Source organism: Geitlerinema sp. PCC 7407 (assembly GCF_000317045.1).
In the GTDB taxonomy this organism is placed as follows: Bacteria; Cyanobacteriota; Cyanobacteriia; order PCC-7407; family PCC-7407; genus PCC-7407.
The window spans coordinates 4,223,219-4,245,241 of the sequence record NC_019703.1 but is presented as its reverse complement, the minus strand read 5'-3'; the positions used below and the strand labels follow the sequence as shown (position 1 = coordinate 4,245,241).

18 protein-coding genes and 1 tRNA gene are annotated in these 22,023 nt (G+C 53.0%); 12 read left to right on the top strand and 7 right to left on the bottom strand.

Translation table 11 applies throughout. From position 1 onward, the window contains the following. The first annotated feature begins 59 nt into the window (after positions 1 to 59). From minD to GEI7407_RS17310, 4 genes are all read left to right on the top strand, one after another. Positions 60 to 866, top strand: a complete 807-nt coding sequence (minD, locus tag GEI7407_RS17325; RefSeq protein WP_015173510.1) for a septum site-determining protein MinD — start codon at positions 60 to 62, stop codon at positions 864 to 866. Between the two features lie 164 nt (positions 867 to 1,030). After that, the gene (gene minE / locus GEI7407_RS17320; RefSeq protein ID WP_015173509.1) at positions 1,031 to 1,357 is read left to right on the top strand and encodes a cell division topological specificity factor MinE; all 327 of its coding nucleotides are present in this window, start codon (positions 1,031 to 1,033) and stop codon (positions 1,355 to 1,357) included. An 8-nt stretch (positions 1,358 to 1,365) separates the two neighbouring features. After that, the gene (locus tag GEI7407_RS17315; RefSeq protein WP_015173508.1) at positions 1,366 to 1,839 is read left to right on the top strand and encodes a ferredoxin; all 474 of its coding nucleotides are present in this window, start codon (positions 1,366 to 1,368) and stop codon (positions 1,837 to 1,839) included. A gap of 396 nt (positions 1,840 to 2,235) precedes the next feature. Beyond that, positions 2,236 to 2,883, top strand: coding sequence for a response regulator transcription factor (locus GEI7407_RS17310; protein ID WP_015173507.1), 648 nt, complete (start codon positions 2,236 to 2,238; stop codon positions 2,881 to 2,883). 96 nt (positions 2,884 to 2,979) lie between these two features. Here the strand turns inward: GEI7407_RS17310 and cysW are convergent, their stop codons facing one another. Genes cysW through GEI7407_RS17295 form a run of 3 tightly spaced genes read right to left on the bottom strand, consistent with a single transcriptional unit; the run spans position 2,980 to position 5,812 of the window. Beyond that, a complete protein-coding gene (gene cysW, locus GEI7407_RS17305; protein ID WP_015173506.1) occupies positions 2,980 to 3,870 on the bottom strand; it encodes a sulfate ABC transporter permease subunit CysW in 891 nt (296 codons plus the stop codon). After that, positions 3,863 to 4,705 (bottom strand): sulfate ABC transporter permease subunit CysT, encoded by an 843-nt coding sequence (gene cysT / locus GEI7407_RS17300; RefSeq protein WP_041269197.1) that lies wholly within the window; start codon positions 4,703 to 4,705, stop codon positions 3,863 to 3,865. Before cysT ends, cysW begins: the two co-directional genes overlap by 8 nt. 39 nt (positions 4,706 to 4,744) lie before the next feature. Further along, complete coding sequence (locus GEI7407_RS17295) at positions 4,745 to 5,812, bottom strand: sulfate ABC transporter substrate-binding protein (protein WP_015173504.1); 1,068 nt, start codon at positions 5,810 to 5,812, stop codon at positions 4,745 to 4,747. 177 nt (positions 5,813 to 5,989) lie between these two features. Between GEI7407_RS17295 and GEI7407_RS17290 the strand changes: the two genes are divergently transcribed. From GEI7407_RS17290 to GEI7407_RS17260, 7 genes are all read left to right on the top strand, one after another. Then, a tRNA-Thr gene (locus tag GEI7407_RS17290) sits at positions 5,990 to 6,062 on the top strand. A gap of 171 nt (positions 6,063 to 6,233) precedes the next feature. Beyond that, positions 6,234 to 7,412 (top strand): tyrosine recombinase XerC, encoded by a 1,179-nt coding sequence (gene xerC / locus GEI7407_RS17285; protein ID WP_015173503.1) that lies wholly within the window; start codon positions 6,234 to 6,236, stop codon positions 7,410 to 7,412. Positions 7,413 to 8,016: 604 nt separating this feature from the next. Further along, positions 8,017 to 8,379 (top strand): hypothetical protein, encoded by a 363-nt coding sequence (locus GEI7407_RS17280; RefSeq protein WP_015173502.1) that lies wholly within the window; start codon positions 8,017 to 8,019, stop codon positions 8,377 to 8,379. A 332-nt stretch (positions 8,380 to 8,711) separates the two neighbouring features. Further along, positions 8,712 to 11,111, top strand: a complete 2,400-nt coding sequence (locus GEI7407_RS19760; protein WP_190274150.1) for a hypothetical protein — start codon at positions 8,712 to 8,714, stop codon at positions 11,109 to 11,111. Positions 11,112 to 11,149: 38 nt separating this feature from the next. Next, entirely contained in the window at positions 11,150 to 12,154 is a 1,005-nt protein-coding gene (locus GEI7407_RS19755; RefSeq protein WP_015173500.1) for a hypothetical protein, read from the top strand. A 183-nt stretch (positions 12,155 to 12,337) separates the two neighbouring features. Continuing rightward, entirely contained in the window at positions 12,338 to 13,039 is a 702-nt protein-coding gene (locus tag GEI7407_RS17265; protein ID WP_015173499.1) for a DUF433 domain-containing protein, read from the top strand. Beyond that, complete coding sequence (locus tag GEI7407_RS17260; RefSeq protein WP_015173498.1) at positions 13,036 to 13,482, top strand: hypothetical protein; 447 nt, start codon at positions 13,036 to 13,038, stop codon at positions 13,480 to 13,482. Before GEI7407_RS17265 ends, GEI7407_RS17260 begins: the two co-directional genes overlap by 4 nt. 183 nt (positions 13,483 to 13,665) lie before the next feature. On the opposite strand, the gene GEI7407_RS17255 is transcribed toward GEI7407_RS17260, so the two are convergent. From GEI7407_RS17255 to hsdR, 4 genes are read right to left on the bottom strand one after another with little or no spacing between them, the layout of a single operon-like run. Next, a complete protein-coding gene (locus tag GEI7407_RS17255) occupies positions 13,666 to 14,838 on the bottom strand; it encodes a Fic family protein (protein ID WP_015173497.1) in 1,173 nt (390 codons plus the stop codon). 12 nt (positions 14,839 to 14,850) lie between these two features. Then, entirely contained in the window at positions 14,851 to 16,041 is a 1,191-nt protein-coding gene (locus tag GEI7407_RS20450; RefSeq protein ID WP_015173496.1) for a restriction endonuclease subunit S, read from the bottom strand. Then, complete coding sequence (locus GEI7407_RS17245; protein WP_015173495.1) at positions 16,038 to 17,849, bottom strand: N-6 DNA methylase; 1,812 nt, start codon at positions 17,847 to 17,849, stop codon at positions 16,038 to 16,040. Before GEI7407_RS17245 ends, GEI7407_RS20450 begins: the two co-directional genes overlap by 4 nt. Before the next feature lie 24 nt (positions 17,850 to 17,873). Continuing rightward, positions 17,874 to 20,267 (bottom strand): EcoAI/FtnUII family type I restriction enzme subunit R, encoded by a 2,394-nt coding sequence (gene hsdR / locus GEI7407_RS17240; RefSeq protein WP_015173494.1) that lies wholly within the window; start codon positions 20,265 to 20,267, stop codon positions 17,874 to 17,876. A gap of 1,042 nt (positions 20,268 to 21,309) precedes the next feature. On the opposite strand from hsdR, the gene GEI7407_RS19750 reads away from it, so the two are divergent. Further along, positions 21,310 to 21,981, top strand: coding sequence for a hypothetical protein (locus GEI7407_RS19750; protein ID WP_015173493.1), 672 nt, complete (start codon positions 21,310 to 21,312; stop codon positions 21,979 to 21,981). Positions 21,982 to 22,023: the final 42 nt, after the last annotated feature.

Sequence of the window (22,023 nt, the reverse complement as noted above, 5' to 3'; positions counted from 1 at the left end):
TGGGCAGTGCACTCTACTAACCGCCAGTTCATCCATTTCATAAAATCCATCTTTCGTTCATGAGTCGCGTCATTGTAGTTACCTCTGGAAAAGGCGGGGTTGGCAAAACCACCTGCACCGCGAACCTTGGCATGGCGCTTGCCCAACAAGGTCGCAGAGTCATCGTGGTTGATGCAGATTTTGGTCTCCGCAACCTAGACCTGCTGCTGGGCCTAGAAAATCGAATCGTTTACACAGCGCTAGAGGTTCTGGCCGGAGAGTGCCGCCTAGAGCAAGCCATCGTCAAAGACAAGCGGCAAAATCGTCTTGCCCTGCTGCCTGCCGCCCAAAATCGCACCAAAGACGCCGTTCGCCCAGAGCAAATGAAGCAGCTCATCGCGGCGCTCACGGGCAAGTATGACTACATCCTGGTTGACTGCCCCGCCGGCATCGAGATGGGCTTCCAGAACGCCATCGTCGCGGCGCGAGAAGCCCTCGTGGTGACCACCCCCGAAATCTCTGCTGTGCGAGACGCCGATCGCGTCGTGGGCTTGCTAGAAGCCCAAGGCATCAAGCAGATGCGCCTGATCATCAACCGCATCCGACCGAACATGGTCCAGGTCAACGACATGATGTCGGTGGAGGACGTCCAAGAGATTTTGGCGATCCCCTTGATTGGCGTGATTCCTGACGATGAGCGGGTCATCGTCTCCACCAACCGCGGCGAGCCGCTGGTGCTGTCTGAGACACCGTCCATGGCTGGGACCGCCTTCGAAAATGTCGCCCGACGCCTGGAAGGGCAAAAAGTTGAGTTTTTGGACCTCAACGGGCCTGGGGACAGCTTCTTCTCTCGGATCAAACGGCTCCTGTCCACCAAAATTCTCTAAACCTTTCTAAACCTGATTGCCTAGCGATCGGGTGGAGAGGATGGGAAACTCTGGCCCATGGGATCAATGATTGCTTGATGCACGTGCGAAGGCTAATGTGTAGTCCGAGGCATCAGTCGAGTTGGCCTTCGCCCCCTTTCCTTTAGTTGCTTGCCGCAAGATCCATGCTTACTGAACTTCTAGAACGACTGTTTCCTCGGGTTACGGACACCAGCCGAGAAGAGGTAAAGCGGCGTCTGCGTCTGGTCTTGGCCCATGACCGCGCTGATCTAACTCCTTCGATGGTCGAATCGATGCGCCGAGAGATTCTGGAAGTGGTCTCGCGCTACGTCGAACTAGATGCGGATGGCCTAGAGTTCTCCCTCGAGAGCAGTCAGCGGATGACAGCGCTGATTGCGAACCTGCCCATTCGTCGGGTGCGCAATGACTCTTCAGAGGATGAAGCCGTGCCTGAGGCTGAGGACTCTCTCCCGGCCGAACCGAAGGTCTGAGGCGCCCCATGACTGAACCGGTCGCCAAGTCTTCTCCCGCCGAGTCTCTGCCCGCCTGCGTCGAAAAGCTCGGCCTCAATAAAATTCAGCGTCATCTCTTCATCTGTGCTGATCAGACGGTGCCGGTGTGCTGTGACAAGGCGCTGAGCATCGAGGCCTGGAACTACCTCAAGAAGCGGCTAAAGGAGCTAAAGCTGGACACGCCGACGGTGGATCGTCCTAGCTGTGTGTTTCGAACAAAGGCCAACTGTTTGCGAGTGTGCCAGCAAGGTCCAATTTTGGTGGTGTACCCGGACGGGGTGTGGTACCACAGCGCGACGCCAGAGGTGATCGAGCGAATTATCCAGGAGCATTTACTGGGCGATCGCGTGGTGGAGGAGTTTGCATTTCTTCATCGTCCTCTGCCGGTGCCAGTGCCTGAGACGCCTGAGACGCCTGAGACGGGCGATCGCCCCCCGGTCAACGACCAAACTGTTAGCTAGCAAGCTCGACAAGGGCACGCTAGAAAAGCAGTGCTGAGCGGTGGTTCTGTCCTCTAGACAGACGCAACTTCCGGATGCCGAAATCTTTGTACGATAGAGAAGCGAGGGTCTATCTGAGCGAGAGCTCTGAGATAAGACTTAACAGAATTTCGGCGCTTTGAGAGGATCTTGTCAGATCCTCAGAGGGAAAGACGTCTATAATATCTCGATAAATTCAGTACTGATTCTGCACTTCTACTACATTCCTCTGACACTGAATTCACGGTTGACACTAGCCTTGAAGAAATCGATGGAAAATGGCAGCAGAAGCCGCGGAGAAGTGCAATACTACTGAGCAGCGTAGCATCAAGCCTGCTGATAAATTTTGATAAATTCAGGCACGGCGAGTAGCACAGTATGAAGGAAACCAGCGTGGGAGATCACAAGCGACTTCTGCTCATCGATGACGACCCAAACTTGATCTTGCTTGTCAAGGATTACCTAGAGTTCCGCGGGTACGAAGTCATTACAGCCGAGAACGGTCGCGAGGCACTTGAGGTTCTTGAGCGGGACATCCCTGACATGATCATCTGTGATGTGATGATGCCAGAGATGGACGGGTATTCTCTGGTCAAGCATGTTCGAGAAGATGCCCGCACCAGTTGGATTCCGGTATTGTTTTTGTCGGCCAAGGGCCAGAGCCAGGATCGGGTCAAGGGCTTGAATACCGGAGCCGATGTCTACATGGTGAAGCCCTTTGAGCCTGAGGAATTGGTGGCTCAAGTGGAGTCTTCCCTCAAGCAGGCTTCGCGCCTGATCCAGCACCAAAATAAGGGCGGTGAGGCTGGACCCAAGATTCAGGTGCCCTTCGACGTAGAGCTGACGCCAACGGAACTGCGAGTGGTGCAGTACGTGGCGCGGGGCATGGCGAACCGCGAAATTGCCGAAGAGCTCAACGTCAGCCAGCGAACCATTGAAAGCCACGTCAGCAATATGCTGGGCAAGACCGGCCTCCACAACCGGACGGAGCTAGCGCGCTGGGCGATCGAAAACAGTATGGCCTAGGGGCCAGCTTGATGAGATGGGACTGGAAATGGGCGATCGCCCCTGGAGTGAGAGCACTCGGGCGATCGCTATTTTGTATGGATTTTGCAGGGCGGCCTACTCTTCAGAAACGTGGTTGATCTGGGTTTTGCGCTCCAGGATTTCCTTGAGAACCAGCGTCACGAGACCGAGGCAGGCCAGCAGGACCGCCGCAGAGAAGGCTGCCTGGGTTTGGTACTGCTTGTAGGCCTCTTCGACAAACAGCGGCAGGGTTTGGGTTTTGCTGATGATGTTGCCCGAGACCACTGCCACCGCCCCAAATTCACCCATGGCCCGAGCGTTGGTGAGGATCAGGCCGTAGAGCAAGCCCCAGCGCACGTTGGGCAAGGTAACGCGCCAAAAAATCTGCCAGTTGCTGGCCCCCAGGGTGCGGGCCGCTTCCTCTTGGTCGACGCCCACCTCTTCGAGCACCGGAATCACCTCGCGCGCCACAAAGGGCAGGGTTACGAAGGCGGTGGCCAGGACCATGCCGGGCAGAGCAAAGATGACCTTGAAGCCGGTCGCGCTCAGGAGCGGGCCAAACCAGCCGCTGCGCCCGTACAGCAGCACCAGCATCAGGCCCACCACCACCGGGGAGATGGCAAAAGGCAGGTCCAAGATGCTGATCACCAAAGCCCGACCCGGAAACTGGTGACGGGCGATCGCCCAGGCGGCGCACAGCCCAAAAATGGCATTCAGCGGCACCACGATAAAAGCAATAATCAGCGTCATCTGGACCGCCGCCACAAAGTCCGGCGCGGTCAGATTGCTGAAGAAAGGTCCAATCCCCTTGCTAAAAGCCTGCACAAAGACATTCAGGGCCGGGGCAAACAGGATCAAAAAGATGTAGAGCAGTGCTACCCCAATCAGGACGAGCCGCAGGCCCTGCTCTTTGTCGAGGAAGTTGCGGGGGCGATCGCTCCCTGGGTTGGGTTTCGTCGAGTTCATCGAGGGCGTTGCATTAGCCATAGCGTCGTCCCCAAGCCTGGAGTAGGTTAATCACAAACAGCAGCAGCAGCGAGATGATCAGCATCACGGTCCCGATCACGGTGGCCCCGGCGTAGTCATACTGCTCAAGGCGCTGGAAAATCAGCACCGGCGCAATCAAGTCCTGAAACGGCAGATTGGAAGCCACGATCACGATGGAGCCGTATTCGCCGACCGCCCGCGAGAAGCCCAGAGCCACCCCCGTCAGGATGGCGGGCAGCAGCGGCGGCAAAATCACCCGCCAAAAGGTCTCGCTGTGGGAAGCCCCCAAGCTCCAAGCCGCTTCCTCGATGTCTTTTTCCATTTCTCGCAGCACCGGCTGCACGGTCCGCACCACAAAGGGAAAAGAGATGAACAGCATCGCGATCGCGACCCCCAGCCGCGTGAAGGAGACCTGGATCCCCAGCGGTGCCAGGAGACTGCCGATCCAGCCCTTGTCGCTGTAGACCGTGGCGATCGTTAGGCCAGCGACGGCGGTGGGCAGCGCAAAGGGCAGGTCAACCGCCGCGTCAATCAGGCGCTTGAGGGGAAAGTCGTAGCGCACAAACACCCAGGCCACCAGGGTGCCAAAAACGCCGTTGATCAGGGCCGTGACCAGGGCCGTGACGAAGGTGACATCGTAGGCCGAGAGGGCGATCGGGCTAGCGGCGATCGCCCAAAAATCTTGGAAATTTACCTGGCTGGCCCGGAGCAGCAGCGCCGCAATGGGCAGCAGCAGCATCAGCGTCAGGTAGCCAATGGTGATCCGCCACGGCCAGGACAATCGCCCAAGCCACGATGAAGCACGAGAAGCGGCGGGAGGAGAAGAAACAGCCATGAAGGACCCCATGCGATCGCACAATAAAACGGGAAAGGGTTAGCGGCGGAGAGCGTCTTGGATTTGGTCAAAGACTGCGCCATCGGCAAAGAACTGGGCCTGGATTGTGTCCCAGTCGCCAAAATCTGCGGCCTCGTAGAGCGTCTCAATGGCGGGATACTGGGCCATGATGGCCGCATCTTGCCGCAGCCCCGGGTCAACAGGCCGAAATCCCACTTTGGCGAACTCTCGCTGAGCCTCGGGCGTGAAGAGATAGCGCACAAAGGCCTCAGCGACCTCACGATTGCCGTGCTTGTCGACATTTTGATCCACAACGGCGATTGGGTTGTCGATGGACACGTTGACCGAGGGGACCACGTAGGGCAGCGACGTTTCGAGCTGGTTGGCCAGAATAATCTCGTTTTCGTAGTTGATCATGGCGTCTCCCTGGCCCTGCTTGAGGAAAGCGGCGCTGGCTTCCCGAGCGTCCCGAGCCAGGATGGGCGCGTTGCCGTAGACCCGCTGCACGAACTGCTTAGCCTCAGATGGGCTTTTTTGGTCGGCGATCGCGGCTCCCCACAGCGCCAAGAAATTCCAGCGGGCGGCTCCCGACGTCTTGGGATCCGCCGTGATCAGCTGCACGCCGTCTCGGGTCAGATCTTCCCAGCGCTGAATATTCTTGGGGTTGCCCTCGCGCGTCACGATCACCGCGACGGACTGGCTGACCACGCTGTTGTTGGGTAGCTCTTGCTCCCATCCCGGCTCGATCAAGCCAGCTTTCTCGATCTTTTCGGTGTCGAGGGCGAGGGCCAAGTGCACCACGTCTGCATCGAGGCCATCGATGACCGCGCGGGTTTGGGAGCCGGACGCGCCATAGCTCCGGCGGACCCGCACAATTTGGTCATGGTCCCGTTGCCACTGCTCAACAAACTTTGGGATGATGGCTTCGTGGGCCGCTTTGGTCACGGCAAAGGACACGAGGGTCAGCTCCACCTCTTCAGGGGCCGCCGTGGCAGAGCCACCAGGAATCGGGGGACGACTGCAAGCAGCGATCGCCCAGGCCAGCCCCAATCCTGCTAGGAAGAGCGCCCCCCATCGCTTGGGGCCTCTGAGTCGCCACGGAAGCATGCCCTACGCTCCTTACCAATCCACGGTTAACCGATCGGAATACTGAGTTTAGAAACCCAAAGTATAGATGATACCGAGGGACTCTGCGCAACGCAAATCTTGCGGAAGGCGATCGCCCGCCCATTTCCTCAACGCGATCGCCTCTGCGGGGCACATTTTGCTATGATATTTTTCACTGCTGGTGTAGCTCAGTTGGTAGAGCAGCTGATTTGTAATCAGCCGGTCGCAAGTTCGAGTCTTGTCACCAGCTTTCAGTCAAAAGCCCCGAAACGGCGCGGTTTCCGGGCTTTTGCGTTTCTGGCTTCTAGTCCTGAACTAGTGCGTCAGAACTAAAAATCTTGCAAAGATTGGGGATTCTAGGGGCATTTTGGGTATCGTTTGGGTATCGTTTGGGTATCAGTTCACTTGAACTACGGGAACTATGCTCAGCAACGATAGAACGTCAACGGGTAAGAGTCCGAAAGGAACAGTTTCAGTTGAGAGTTTCCGGGGACGTTTAAGACTCCGATTTCGCTTCAATGGCCAGCGGTATGCGATGACTTTGGGTATTCCTGATACCCAAGCGTATCGGCGAATAGCTGAGGCAAGGGCAAGGCAGATTGAAGATGATATGGCTTTGCAGCTTGCCCACGGAGGAAGCTATTTTGATCCTTCGCTAGAAAAATACAAACCGGAGTCGTTTTTGTCAGTATCGGAGCCGGACATACAGCCTGAGGCTTCGATGAGTCTGTCTGAAATTTGGCAGTGCTATGTGGAGGCGAGAAAAGCGGGTAAGTCGCCTTCGACTCTGCGAATGTATGGTTGGGTTGCTAAGCATCTTGAGAACTGTCCGCACAAGTATCTGTCCGATGCTCAAGCAGTGTTTGATTGGCTGACAGCTAATGTTCCTGCTGGTACGGCTAGGCGGCTCATGATGCACCTTGCTGCATGCTGTAACTGGGCAAGAAAGTCTAGCTTGATTGGCTCCAATCCGTTTCAGAGTATGGCTGCTGAGATTAAGGTGAAAAAATCTGGCACCGAAGAAGAAGAGGTCAATCCTTTTAATCGTGAGGAGCGCGATCGGATCATTGCGGCATTTAAGGAGAATCGGTACTACCGTTGTTATGCCCCTTTGGTAGAGTTTCTCTTCTTTACGGGGTGCAGGCCATCAGAGGCGATCGCCCTCCAATGGAAGCATATTGGGCGTACAGCAATCACGTTTGACCAGGCAGTCGTTATTGGTGCAACCCATCGTCCAATCCTGAAGAAAGGGCTCAAAACGCAGAGTAAGCGAAAATTCCCGATCAATCCTCAACTCAACACTCTGCTCAAGGCAATTCAGCCGAGAACCGCTGATCCGGAAGCTTTGGTGTTTCCCAGTCCCAAAAATCGCTTCATTGACTGGCACAACTTTACAACCAGGGCATGGGTAACGATCCTCAGCGAACTGCCAGATATCGAGTATCGCAACCCCTACCAAACCCGCCACACTTTTTGTAGCCTTTGCCGCGAAGCCGATATTTCGAGTGTCCAGATTGCTAAGTGGGTTGGAAATTCTGCCCAGATGATCGATCGCGTATACGCAAAACCTACCGATTATGTTCAGGTGCCTGAGTTGTAAGCAAGATCTTTCAGAGTGTAAGTACGATCTTTCAGTCGGAAGTAAAGGTCAATTTCATTTGAACAAGCCCTTCTGACTTGACTCTAGACCAACCAGATCGGGCTCCTTTTCGTTTCGTGTGTACGATGTGAAAAAAAATAAGCCACTCCTTGTGTTGGCAAGATCTTTCAGTCGGAAGTAGAAGTCAATTTCATGTGAACAAGTGAACAAGCTCTTCTGACTTGACTCTAGACCAATCAGATCGGGCTCCTTTTCGTATCGTACACACGATGTGAAAGAATTTAAGCCACTTCTTAAACTACACATGATTGTTCTAACGGTAGTCGACTGAAGTTTCCGCAAAATGTGTCGGAAATACCCAAAAAAGTCGATCAATTTTGATCTCATTTCGAGTTTCAGCTGTTATCGTAGTCAGAAAGGTGTTCGCGTTTGAAATGTAATTCTTGTTCAATTTTTCGCAAACGTGAAAAACCCCTTGCAGATCCAGTTGCAGCTGGAATCTTACAAGGGGTTTACCTTTCGTCAACCTGCTGAGCGGCCTGGTTTTGCAGACGATCCGCTAGCAGATTCGTGGCCTACCGATCGGTAGGCTAATACTCAAATTATGAACGACAAGTGCAGTCCTGGAAAGGACTATGTGCTACGGTCTGTTGCGACTATTTCTCCCAGTACGTATCATCAAAGCCCGCTGCATTGCCTGCATCTGGTTGATAAGCACGAAGCGGCGTCTTTGTTGGGGATTAGTGCAGAGACCTTGAAAAAGTACCGGCTGCAAAAAGGGTCGACCCTGATTGAGGGGATCCATTACCACATTTGGAACAGCCGAGTGATTCGCTATAACGCGCTGCTGCTGGCTGATTGGGGTCTTCATCGCAATAATCCCGAAGCACATCGGAAAGCGATCGAAGCGTATCTAGCGACTCTGCCTTGCAACCAACCGAAGAAGCGGGGGCGAAAGGCGGGCTAATGTCTGAAAAGCAGCAAAAAGCGATCGCTCCTAGTAACAGTGGGGGCGATCGCTCTAATCAACATGATCATTTTTCCCATTCTAGCCATTCCTCGAAATATCAGCTTTCTGGGAAAAATAACCCCTGCCCGATTTGTGGACGGACCAAAGATGGGGATTGCCGATTGGGTGAGGGCGTTGTCCTTTGCCACACCTACGTAGAACAGGATGCTGAAGTTTCTGGCTATGTTTATCGGGGCTCCAAGGACATCTGGGGGCAGTATTTCCTGAGTGAGGACCGACCTAAGAAGTCGATTCGGCCCAGATCTAGGCGGGAGTTCACTTATAAAGATGTGGATGGCGCGCCTTTGCTGAGGGTGACCCGCAACGATAATGGCGAGGGTCAGAAGAAAATCTTCCAGTCGCACTGGAACGGGAATGCATGGGTTAAGGGGGTGCCCCCTGAAATCCGGTCAAAGCTGAGACTGTATCGGATTGAGGATCCCATTAATCAGGAGGCGATCGCCAAGGGCAAACCCATCCTCTGTTTGGAAGGTGAGGGTAAGGTCGATCTGGCCCTGAGCCTGGGGCTGCCTGCTACTTGCTCGATTGGTGGGGCCGGAAAGTGGCGTCAGTATGGTTACCCGAACTACTTGGAAGACTTGAAGGGGGCCAAGGTCGTGCTGTGCCCGGATCAAGACTTGCCAGGGATTCAGCATTGTCTGGAGGTTGAGCAGGATTTTCCGGAGGCTCAATGGCTGTATGCCTTTCCCAAGTCTCCTGTCTGGGATCGCTTGCCCAAAAATGGCGGGCTTGACCTAGTTGACTGGGTTGAGCGAGACCAGGTGACGGCTGAGCAGATTTTGGCGGCGATCGCTCCGAAACGCCCGATCCCCCTTCAAGCACCGGCTGGCCAGAAAAAAACGCGCACCCCGGAGCAAACTATTGCTCAGCGATTGCTTGAAATTGCTAAACAGGGGCACTACTTCCATACTCCGGACAACACAGCCTATGTGGATCTGGTCCTGGGAGACGTCCGCCAAACCTTGCCCGTTAGGGGGAAACGCTTTAAGCAGTGGCTGCAATACGAGCTCTTTACGCAGCACGGCAAGACGTCTGGGGCGGAGTCGTTGCAGCAGGTACTAGGGGTTTTGGAAGGGCAGGCAATCTATCAAGGAGATACCCAAGCGGTGCATTTGCGAGTGGCTGCCCACGGGGAAAAGCTCTATCTCGATCTAGGCCGAGATGACTGGCAAGCGGTTGAGATCGACGCTGCCGGATGGCGGCTCGTCTCGGACTATCCGGTCCGATTTCGCAGGACGGAGAACCTGCTTCCCTTGCCGGTGCCGGTCGTAGGAGGGAATCTGTCTGAGCTAAAAAATCTCCTCAACCTGGATGAGGAGGCTTGGGTGCTGCTGAGTACTTGGCTGCTGTTTAGCTTTTCCCCCAGCTATCCCCACCCGATTCTGGTCCTTTCGGGGGAGCAGGGTACAGGGAAAAGCTTTACGGCAAGGCTGCTAAAGTCATTTGTGGATCCGGGCAAAGCGCCTCTGATTCCCCATGTCTCAGATTTGCGGAATTTGGCCATTCAAGCGGAAAACCGGTGGATATTGGCCTACGACAACCTTTCCCACTTGAGCGCGGATCAGTCGGATGCCCTATGCCGAATCAGTACAGGGGGCGGTTTTACAACTCGTACGCTGTATGAGAACGGTGAGGAAACGGTGTTTGAGTTTATCCGTCCGCAGATCTTGACGAGCATTGATGATCTGATGAGTCGGGGGGATTTGCTAGAGCGATCGCTGCTGATCCAGCTGCCAGTGATTTCTGAGGAGGCTCGGCTGACGGAGGCGGAGCTAGAGGAGCGATTGGAGCGGGGACGGGGGCGCATTTTGGGGGCGCTGCTGACGACCCTGAGCCAAACTCTCAAGCAGCTGTCGGCGGTACAGGTGGAGCGATTGCCGAGAATGGCGGATTTTGCGCGGTTTGCGATCGCCGCTGAGACGGCGCTTGGCCTAGATCCTGGTACGTTTCTCCGGGTGTATGCCAGCAACCGCCAAGAAGCTAATGAGACAGCGTTGGAGGCAGATATCGTCGCGATCGCGCTTCTCCGGCTGATGGAGGCCAGAAGCACTTGGCGGGGAACTGCCAGTGAGCTGTTGACTGAGCTAGCGCAGTATGTGGATGAACCGAGCCGAAAGAGTCGGCTCTGGCCCCGTACTCCTACGGCGTTGGGCAAGGCGTTCAAGCGCTTGGAGCCTGGTCTGAGGGGGAAAGGGATCCATATCACGCGCTCTCGCGGTGGCAGTAGGCGATCGCTTCAGATAGACAAGGTGGCTTTGGCAACGTCACAACCGTCACAACTGTCAGAAGCCAGTGAGGACAGCGCTTCTGGGGATGACAGGTCTGAGGAGGCATCTGTCAGCCTGAAGGAGCCACCTGTCACGGGTGACGCTTCGAAGGTGCTATCGCCTGTGATGCTCCCACCTGTCACACGACGCGTCACACCACCTGTCACGGCCAAAATGGCCATTGGGCGAAGCTTTCAGGCTTTTGCTGACAAGAGTGACGCTTGTGACAGGAAAAAAGTCACTCATTCTAGCTGTGGAAGCTGGGTCTTCTCGAAGGCGCTTGATACTCAGGTCCAGCTGCTCAGCATCGGGCACCAAACGGCCAAAATCAAGGTGCCGGGGATGGGGGTCCGTGACGTCCAGATTGAGGATCTGGAAGTAGTAGACAACGGTACGGTTTAGCTAAGTCAGCGATCGCGGAGTTTTTGGGAGGTCATGGTATGGCTGCGAGCCCTGAGGTGTGTCGTATGAATGGGGCGAAATCGAAGGGACCGAGGACGGAGCGGGGGAGGGCGATCGCCTCCCGCAATGCCACCAAGCATGGCTTGCTGGCCCAAAAACCCCCGTTGCTGGCGGGGGAGGATCTAGCGACTTTTCAGGGGCTCCTACAGAGCTTGGTCGATGAGTATGAGCCTCAGGGGGCGATCGAGTGGCACTTGGTCCAGGCGATCGCGATGGGCATCCAGCGTCAGCATCGTCTGTGGGAGGCAGAGGCAGCTTTAGGCAATGCCCAGCTGATGCCCCCGGTCCGGCCTCCCTCTACTAACCAGCGCTATCCTGCGTCCCGACCTGCGGAGGTGAATGACACTTGGAGTCAGTATCATCCAACGAATCTGGCGACGGAAAAGCGGCTATTGCGCTGGTACCTGGATCGGCACGTTCTGGAGGATTATCCAGCCTATGGGTCCAAGTACTTCGCGGATGCTTGGCAGGACTGGCAAGGGGTCACCTGTGCTGATTTGAAGCAGTTGCAGAACGAGTACCCAATCAAGGGCATTCCCGGTAACCCAGACACCGGCTTCACCATAGCGGCTAGGGGCACCTACCATGAGCGGTCTCAGGCGTGGCTAGAGGGCTTGAAGCAGGAAAACCACCCCTATGCTGAGGCCTATTGCTATTTCCGGGGGCTGCATCTCGCACTACCCCCTGGGTCGAGGCGGTGCTGGAAGGATGGCCGCGATTCCTATCGGCTGCTCCTAGACCACTTTGGTCAGCGCTTAGAGCAGATTGAGCAAATTGAGCAGGAGATTCGGCAAGAGGGCGATCGCTACCAGCGGGATCTGGCGGAGTATCGAGCCCGGACAACAAGCGCCATCTCAGAGCAGGTTTTGCTGCTGAGCCGCTATGAGTCCCACATTGCCAAGCAGCTCAAGGAGGCGATCGCCCAGCTGCGATCGCTCCAACACCAACGAAAAACCAAGGATCCCATGGGTTCGTTTGGCTAATTGCCGTTTTGAGGATGGCGGAAAGTACGGCAAGCCCTCTCTACTAGGACTTCACAGACGATTGGTAGACTGCTGCAATTTACCCGGATAATTGAAGGTGCAGGAGAATTCACTATGATGCTAGTCGGCACATAGGGGAAGCGAAGCCATTTTCCTCTTGAATCCAATAGAGGAGGGCCAAGTATGAACAAGTTTTATGGTGGTTTGGATCCTAGAAATATCCCAACCTACTCAATTAGCGATGCAGCCCGATATCTGCGGATTCCGGTGGCTACTATTCGTTCTTGGACTGTAGGCCGCAAGTACCCCACGGTAGAGGGCAAAGCGTTTTTTTCACCATTGATTCCGATCGCCGACCGAAAGCCAAGGTTGCTGTCCTTTACTAACATGGTCGAAGTGCACGTTTTGCGGGCAATTCGTCAGCACCACAACATCGATCTAGGTAAAGTGCGTGCTGCCCTTGATTTCCTCGAGGATCAGGTACAAGTTTCTCACCCACTGGCCCATGAGGAGTTTCGTACCGACGGCGTGGATCTGTTTATCGAGCGCTACGGAGAACTCATCAACGCGTCAGCCGCGGGCCAAACGGAATTGAAAGATTCGCTCAAGACTCACCTTGAACGGATTGAACCGGATGATTCTGGTTTGGCCATCAAGCTTTACCCCTTTACTCGTTCCCAGGAAGAAAATAATCCTCGCATTGTTGTGATCGATCCGCGCGTTGCCTTTGGCCGTTTGGTAATCGAAGGGACTGGGATCCCGACCAGCATTTTGGCAGAGCGCTATCGGGCTGGGGACTCCATGGCCGATCTGGCTGAGGATTACCAATGCGATCGCGATTTCATCGAAGAAGCTATCCGGTGTGAGCTGCCTAACGCTGCATGACAGAGACGGAACCCAAACAAACAGTTTTTTTCATCGATCGCTGTCTGGGCTGTGTGACTGTAGCATCGGCGCTGCAAAAAGCAGGCATCACCGTAGCAATCCACGACGATCACTTTCCCCAAGGGGCCAGGGATGAGGAGTGGCTGCCCGAAGTCGGAAAACGAGGCTGGATCGTCCTGACCAAGGACAGCAGGATCGCTAGGCGTACATCGGAGCGATTGGCGGTTGCGAGTTCCAATATCCGAATGTTCGTGTTGACGTCCCAGAAGCTATCGGGGCAAGACATGATTGAGGCTTTTCGCAAAGCGTTTCCTGCCATGCGGGAGTTTGCCCGTGAGCACCCATCCCCCTTCATCGCCAAGGTCTATCAGGATGGCAAGGTCAAAGAGTGGAAAACCCATAACGACCTGCTGACCGAGCTAAATCAATACATAGGACTTTGACGGCAAATTAGTTGATGGCGCATGAGCTGAGGGATAACGCTGGGCACTGATCCCAGAGAAACGCGCATAAATGCGCGATCGCCGAAAGCTCGCTAAGTCGGGCGAGAAAAGCAAGTTGTACTCAAGTACAATTCACTTCGCGAGAATTGTACTTTTGTGTCTTAAAGTAAAATTTAAGTATTACTACTCACCAACGATTCTTAGGATTTCTGGCGCTACGAAGACGCGGTTGTAAGAAAAATCGTCAATTTGCTCTAAAATCCCTGCTTGAACAAGCTTCTCAACGTTGAGTTGAGCTGATTTGTAAGTGACCTCTAAAAGCTTCTGAGCTTGAGGAATCGTGATCAGGGGTGACTCGAAAAGGCTATCGGAAAGGCGAGGCAAAAGAGCTGAGGTACGAGCCTGGGAAAGCCGATCGCGCCATTCAATCTGTAGGTCTTGAAGTTTTTTGGCACGAATAAGGGCATCCCGCGATTGTTCAGTCACGCCTTGTAGAAAAAAGGAGAGCCAGTCAGACCAGTTACCTTTCTTGCTGACATCTAGCATCAAGTCATAGTACTGGCGGCGATTGCGCTCAAAGAAGGCACTGAGATACAGCAGGGGAATGGGTAGCAAGTTCCAGTTGAGGAGTAGAAGGGAAATGAGCAACCGCCCAATACGGCCATTACCATCGGAAAAGGGATGAATACTCTCAAACTGGTAGTGAATTAACCCAATGCGGATAAGGGGCGGGAAGTCACACTTCCCGTTTACATAAGTCTCAAAGGCGTTGAGGCAAGCGCTCATATCTGGCACCGGTGGGGGCACAAACCGTGCGTCTTGAATGCAGGCGCTGGATGAGCCAATCCAGTTTTGGGACTGTCGGAACTGACCAGGGGCTCGATTCTCACCTCGAACTCCTTTCAGCAACTTTTCATGCAGTTCACAGAGAAAACGCTTGCAAATGGGAAGAGTTGCCAACCGTTCAATGCCATATTCCAGAGCATTGACATAGTTCAGCACTTCTTGCATGTCGGCTTCTGGGGGCTGGGGACTGAGGCCAGGAAGGGAAAGCTGCCCGTTTTCGTAGGCATACAGGTTGGCGATTTCAGTTTGTGTGCCCTCAATTTTGGAAGATAAAACAGCCTCTCGACGAATAAAGGGACGAATCAGAAGGTTAGGGTTGGGCATGGTGCGCCCTAAGCCCGCTAACTCACCTAAAGCGCGATCGGCTTCGGAGAGAGAGCGCCAGATGATGTTGTCAAGTTGGGTATTGGGGGGTAGTGGGTTGGGCACAAAGGCATAGCAGGGGGAATCGCCTTGCTCAATGAGTACCAGTTTGCCCACTGGACTGTTTTCAAAGTCTTCTCTGTTCATGGCTTGCTTCCTCTATAACTCACCCTTAAAGGCTTTGTCCAGGAGCGCAGGTAAGAGAGCATCAAATTCTTTTAAGGCATCCTCTCGAAGTTTCTTAGCTTGATCTACTTTTGCCTGAATACTATCTAGATAATTAACAATTTTCTGTTGCTCATGTAGTGATGGAAGCAAAAATGGAAACTTTTTCAGATCCCCAATGTTGAGATGAGGAGATGCGGATCCAGTGCATCTAGGTTGAATCTGCTCTTCTTGTAGAAATGGAGAAAGAAGTTGGTATAGAAAGAACTTTGGTAAAACCTTGTCTTGATCTGGGCGCAGCATCATCACCCTTTGTCCAAGACTAAATCTCTGTCTCTCTTTAACGAGCGCTGTTTTACCAGTTCCGCCACCTTCCCGAACAAAAACTATGTCACCAATCGTAGGTTCACCTCTAACCGTTCGGCGTTGATATTCTTCTTCACTAGTTTTACGTGCTGTATCTAAGTTAAGATTTCCCCAGCCAACATCCGATGAGCGAATACAAGGAATTCCTTCGCTTGAATAAACTGGATTAGAGTGTAAATTATCAATAATGGCAATGCAAGCATCTTTTAAGCCAACTGATTCATATCCAGAATTTGGCTTAAAGAATTGCCCCATTGCTGCTTTGAGAAAAGCCTTTGTTTCCTCAATCGCACTCTTCCTTAACCCTCGTGTCTCTTCAATCTTGGCGGCTAGTTCCTCGATTCGGGCAACAATTCGCCGTTGTTCTGCGATCGGAGGTAACGGAATCATTGCATCATCGAATTGTTTTAGGTTTAGAGTACGGTTGCGTCCTGCCGAACCTGGCGACACTTTTCTAATAACCTCTAAGCCTTCTGGAGAATGAAAGAAAAGCTGTAAATATTCAACGCTGCATGAGTTGTCAATAGGAGTATAGGTAATAAACCGATGAGAGCCGATCATGCCTCTTTCTGCTTCTGCTGCAACTCCTACTGCGCCTTCCCATGCAAATACATTGCTAAAAACTAAATCTCCAGGATGAATTTCTAAGACTCGCTTATTGCCTAGCTCAGCCCCATAAACTGGAGTTTTATGGAATATGCCTTTACCAAAAGAACGCAGTCCAATTTCCTGATATTGCTTCAGTGGTTCTAACTGTATCCATCGCCGTTGAAGTTGCAGAATTTTTCTAATTCTGACTAAACTCCGATCGCTATTCATTGCTTTCTGGTCGCCAATACTTCTTTAATCTCAGCCATCAATTCCGCTACCCGCTGATCCTTCTTGGCGATATCTGCGAGCAGCTGCTCAGGGGGCAAGTGCTCAAACTCATTCTGACTATTGGGATTCTTCTGATCGAGGTTGTACACCGCCCAATAAATCCCATCTCCCTTGACCTGACTATCCTTAGCCAGTTCCCGCTTTTCTTGCTCTTGCGCTTGCAGAGACTTCCCCTCAGCCTTAAGCGTCTGTACCTGTGCCTTAAGCTCTTTTGCTTCCTTCGCGGGAGTAAAGTCTAAAATCTGCGCCTCCAGATTCTTGATTTTCTCCTCTAGTTGCTGAGCTGCTTGGCCCAAACTCTTGGCTGCTTCCTCCGCTGTCTTGGCTGCTTCCCAGTGGGATCGAGCCTCCTTGAGTGCTTTGTGATAGGCATCCCGAAACGGATATTTCCAGGCCTGCTCATTGGCTTCCCGGTTTTTCCACCAAGCCCGACAGCCGTCAAAGTCGCTGTCCTGGATGGGCTTGGTTTTGCTAAAGGTCTTGCGCCCTTCCGGCAACGGAATCTCGTAGTACCAAACATCTTCGGTGGGGCCAGAGCAGTCGAAAAATAGCAGGTTGGTGGGGATGCTGGTGTAGGGCGCGAAGGTGCCATTGGGCAACCGCACGATGGTGTGCAGGTTGTAGTTGTTGAGCAAGTCTTCTTTGATCCGGCCGCAGATGCCATCGCCAAACAGGACTCCATTGGGAAAGACCACGGCTGCCCGTCCCGGCTTGCGGGCATCTTTGCGCGATCGCCGCATGATCAGCTGCAAAAACAGCAAGGCTGTTTCTTTGGTTCTGCGCCCTGGCGGAAAGTTGTCCTGGATCGCGGCTTCTTCCTCACCCCCAAAGGGAGGATTGGTCAAGATGACATCTACCCAGTCACTCTCATCCATCTCGGCGATCGAAAAGCGCAAGCTGTTTTTGTCATCAATATTGGGATACTCGATCCCGTGCAGCAGCAGGTGCATGTTCGCGAGTAGAAAGGGGAGCGACTTCGCTTCACCACCCATGAGGCTGTTTTGCAAGACCTTCCAGTCCTTGGTGTTGCACCGAGGCTTCAGGTACTCATAAGCCTCGACCAGGAAGCCGCCAGTCCCACAAGCTGGATCCAGAATCATGTCCCCCAGCTGCGGGTCCGTGACCTCCACCATAAATTTGACGACAGGACGAGGCGTATAGAACTCCCCCGAGTCGCCAGCTGCGTCCCGCATTTCCTTCAGCATTCCCTCGTAGAAACGGCTGAGGATGTGGACTTCTTCGGTTTTGTCAAAGTGAATCTGATTGAGCAGATTCAGGACATCTCGCAGTAAGGCACCGCTGGTCATGCGGTTAGTAACATCCCGAAAGACCTTGGCGATCACATCGGCGCGTTCGCGTCCTGATTTGGATTGCAGCGATCGCAGGTAGGCCAGCAACCCCTGCACTTCCTGACCTGTGGGTAGGGTGACCGTGTCATTACTGATAAAATTTCGAAGCTGATCGCCGCTCATGCCCTCCTCATCGGCTGCCCAGTCCCGCCAACGGTAGGGAGCCGCGATCACGGGCTTGTAGGGCTGCCCGCACAGAGCTGCCTCTGCCTCTAGAAGTTTTTCTGAGTCGTCCAGCAACTTGAGAAAAAGGATCCAGGTGAGCTGGGGGAGGCGATCGAGTTCTCCGTTCAACCCCTTATCCGTCCGCATCTTGTCTCGCGCCGACTTGATGATGCTGGCTAGCTTTTGCTCAGTAGTGGCAGGTTTATCACTCCGCTTCCGGGTTCCCTTTGGCATGTCCCTCGATCAAATGAACTAGCTCTAAGCAGAATACAGGAGATTTTGGAGTTGTAGCATTGCCGCTTGCAACCGCTCTACCCCGCCAAACTTGTCAGCAATCTCCTGAAGGTTGTATCCCGGGAAATTGACCTTGAAGGTTGTTGGCACATCCAGCTCGCTCACGCCATGCTCGGCATACTTGTCTAGCAAAGTCTCCAAAATCACCCTGGCATCTTCACCGTAGCGAGTGAAAATGTCAGGACTGCGACGTTTTAGCTTCTCTGCTCGTTGCCGATAGGTCAAAGCAGGCTCATCAAAGGCAATGTGGCACAGCAGGTCCAAGGGATCAACATCAGGTAAGCCAGCAACTTCCTTCAGGTCTTCAAAGTTGATGCCTCGTTCTGCCAGTAGGTCGAGAATTTCTGACCTTTGCCCTGGGTCTACCCAACGCTGCTGTATTTCTACTGAGGAGCGATATAGCGTTCTGACCTCCTCCCGTGTAAAGTCCACTAGTCGGGATAGCTGAAGTTGCTGATCCTCGGTCAGGTCGTAGCGCCGTTCATCAACAATTTCTTCGGTGTCTCCATCTACATAGAACTTACGCGGTAGTTCGTCGTCTTCTTCGGAGGGTAGGCCATGCCAGCCATAGTTGGGATCTTCCTCATCCTGCTCAAAATCTTGGGTGTGCTCACTACTCGGAATTGTTTGCCCCTTATCATCAATCTCAGACTCTTGGATCAGGTCCGGTTCTCCATCAAACTCTTTATCGTCAAATAGGACCGTACTGTTGGTGTAATCCAGAATATTAAAGTAAGTTTTGCCCTTTTCTTCCTTGACGCGGGTGCCACGTCCGATGATTTGCTTGAAATCTGTCATGGAACGTATCACCCTTGCCAAAACCACGTTCTGACATAGGGGCACATCAACACCTGTTGTTAATAGCTTGGACGTTACCGCGATCACGTGGCTTGTATTCTGTACGTCCTTGAAGTCATAGAGCTTGGCTTTACCCAGTTCTTTGGCATCTGAGGTGATGCGGCTGATGTAGTCTGGGTTGTCTTTGGTGATATCAGCATTCAGATTATTGAGTGCTTTTACCATCTCTTTGACATGCTCTTCATCTACACAGAAAACGATGGTTTTGGCGTTGCGATTAGTGCGCTTCAAAAAATCTGTAATGTGTTGGGCGATCGCCCAAGTTCTCGACTTTCTGACCAGTTTCCGCTCGAAGTCTGGTGTTTGATATAGCTCTGTTGGAATAGTGCGGCCATAGCGATCCAGTTCTCCTTCAGCAGCTTGCCATCCATCCCTATCCGATCGAGTAGAAATGCGATACACCCGATAGGGGGCAAGAAATCCATCCTCGATCCCTTGCTTCAAGCTGTAGGTGTAGATGGGATTGCCAAAGTAAGCATAGGTGTCTACGTTGTCTTCCCGTTTGGGTGTTGCTGTCAAACCCAGCTGATAGGCAGGTTGAAAATAATTCAGAATTGCTCGCCAGTTACTTTCATCCCTGGCGCTGCCCCGATGACACTCATCCACAATAATCAGATCAAAATAGTTGGGACTATATTCGCGATACAAACCAGGGCGCATTGTGTCTTGGGCGATCGCCTGATAAGTAGCAAAATATAGCTCTCTTCCTTTTGTGGCACTACCTTGAATCTTTCGAATTTTGTCTTCACCAAAAGCCGCAAAATCCTTATTCCTTGGATCATCGACTAGTACATTTCGATCGGCTAAAAATAGGATACGAGGCGATCGGTGCTCTCCCGTTGCATTCCATCCAATACGAGACAATTTCCAGCAGATTTGAAAAGCAACACTTGTTTTTCCTGTTCCTGTAGCCATTGTGATCAACAGACGCTGTCGTCCCCTCAAAATCACTTCTACTGCTCTGTTGATCGCAATTCTCTGATAGTAACGAGGTTCCTTGCCATTGTTGGGATTGAACGGAGCTAGTAGTTTATCTGCGATTGCATCAAAAGGTTTTGAAAGACATTCTGCGATAAGTTCATCATTCAAGCCCTGGCTTTTTCTCAACCTTTGCCATAGCTCGTCAGGACTTGGAAATGAATCCATCACGTCTGACTGAAGACCTGTTGTAAAGTCGTGCTCTACAATCCCCTGACCATTGGTCGAATAGGCGAACTTTACACCTAAAATTTGTGCATAGTCCTTAGCTTGGTCAAGCCCGTCATTCGGATCTTTCCGTTTCTGCTTTGCTTCCACAATGGCTAAGGGAAAACTACCTGCGTAAAGCAACACGTAATCCGCAAACTTCTTGTGACCCCGTAATTGGTGTCGACTCTTTGGCTTCAGCTTTCCAGCGGTGAAATAGTACTGCTCAGTGTAGGTATGTTCTAGTCCGTCCCAGCCTGCCTTTTCCAGCTTTGGCACGACATAGTGACGACAAGTATTTGCTTCATTAGCCATTGTGAGCTTTCACCAACCTTTGAAACTGTGGCAAATTAATTTTCAAGAACGCAAAAAATATCTCATCACAGTGTACCCACAGGGCGAAAAGAAACCCGGTAGGTTATGTCAACTTCATGCAGTATTAGGATTCTTCGTGGCCTGAGACGTCTGCCGAGAGGCGATCGCGCAAGCCAATCAACTGGAAGGAGGGAGACTGCCCCCTTGCATACAGCAGCTGTCTAGACCCTGGAAGCGATGATATCGGCCCTGGCAGGACGCTAAGCTTGGTCGTCAACCCTACCCTGTTTTTGGGATGAGCTGGGTCTAGATGCTTAAGTCAGAAAAGGGCGATCGCGGACTCCCTCAGCAGTGAACTCGGACGATGAACCGGGATCCAAGTGTGAAGTTTTGATGAAGCAGCCCATTTTGGGTATCAAATGGGTATCGATTTTTGGAAAAAAGCCTGAAACCTAGACATGACAAGGAATTTAGGCTGATTTGTAATCAGCCGGTCGCAAGTTCGAGTCTTGTCACCAGCTTTCAGTCAAAAGCCCCGAAACCGCACGGTTTCGGGGCTTTTGCGTTTTGGGTCTAGAGGTGATGCTGCGAAAGAGGCAGAGCCGAGGTGTCTGAAAGCCGGAATTTGGGTATCACTGGATGCGGTCAGAAAATTTTTGGTCACACCGGAAAATTTGCTTGAAGCTGCTAGATGCAGGGCTATCTAAGATACCGCAGATTCTTAAAGACTAGAGCCACGCTAAAACTGATTTGTTTATCTCAGGTGTTACTAACAATGCATGTTTTTTCCAGAAATCCTGAGTTTTTCAAACGATGATTTTAAGAGAAATTTATTAACGCGGCTCCTGTGGAATTGCTTAAGTGAGAAATTTTGATTAAAGCACTGAAAAATAGATTGAAACGGGCTTTTGTTAGGATTGAAATGATGAGGAACGTGACAGTTTTTGAATTGGCTGGGGCTATATTTTCCGCGATCGCAGCAGGAAGGACTGTGGTTATTTCCTAGGTCCAGAAATAACCTTGTACCAACCCTGAGGTCCCCATGAATCAACAAATCGTGCGATCGCTCCTTGGTGTGGCCATCCTAGCAGGGGCGATCGGTGGAATCAGCATTGGGCTGCTGTCGCGGGCAGATGCCGATATGGCGCGATCGCGCGCTGAGTCACCCACAACGGTTGCTCAAGCGCCCGCAGCGCCCCAGGCCTCCAAGACGCCGTCAGTGAGCGACGCGCGGCCCCAGCGGCCAGCGGCCGACCGGACAACAGACAGAACTCCGTCGCCCACCCCCGAGGCAGATCAGGACAATATCTACGGCGAAGATGGTCCGGTGGCTGAGACGCCAGAGCCAGACATGGACAATATTTACGGTGAAGACGACTCCGCGCCCCAGTCACCAGAGCCGGATATGGACAACATCTACGGCGAAGATGGCCCGGTTGCAGAGACGCCGGAGCCGGACATGGACAACATTTATCACGAGGACGACAATCTGGCTGATGACGCTGACGTGTTTCCGCGCATGGCCAAGACGATTGGTCCCGCGAGTGAGGGCAGCAACTGTCGTCGTCGGCCCTGGGGCGAGGTGGTGACGGCCTTTGGTGGTGGATCGTTTGTCGAAATCACCGATCGCACCGTGGACGAAAAAGGCGACGCCTGGTTCTTGGTAGAGGGGGCGGGGTGCTGGCTGCACCAGTCCCGACTGGGGCTGCAATAGCCCAGACTCAGGCGCGCCGCCGCTCGCAGGAATGCGGCTGTG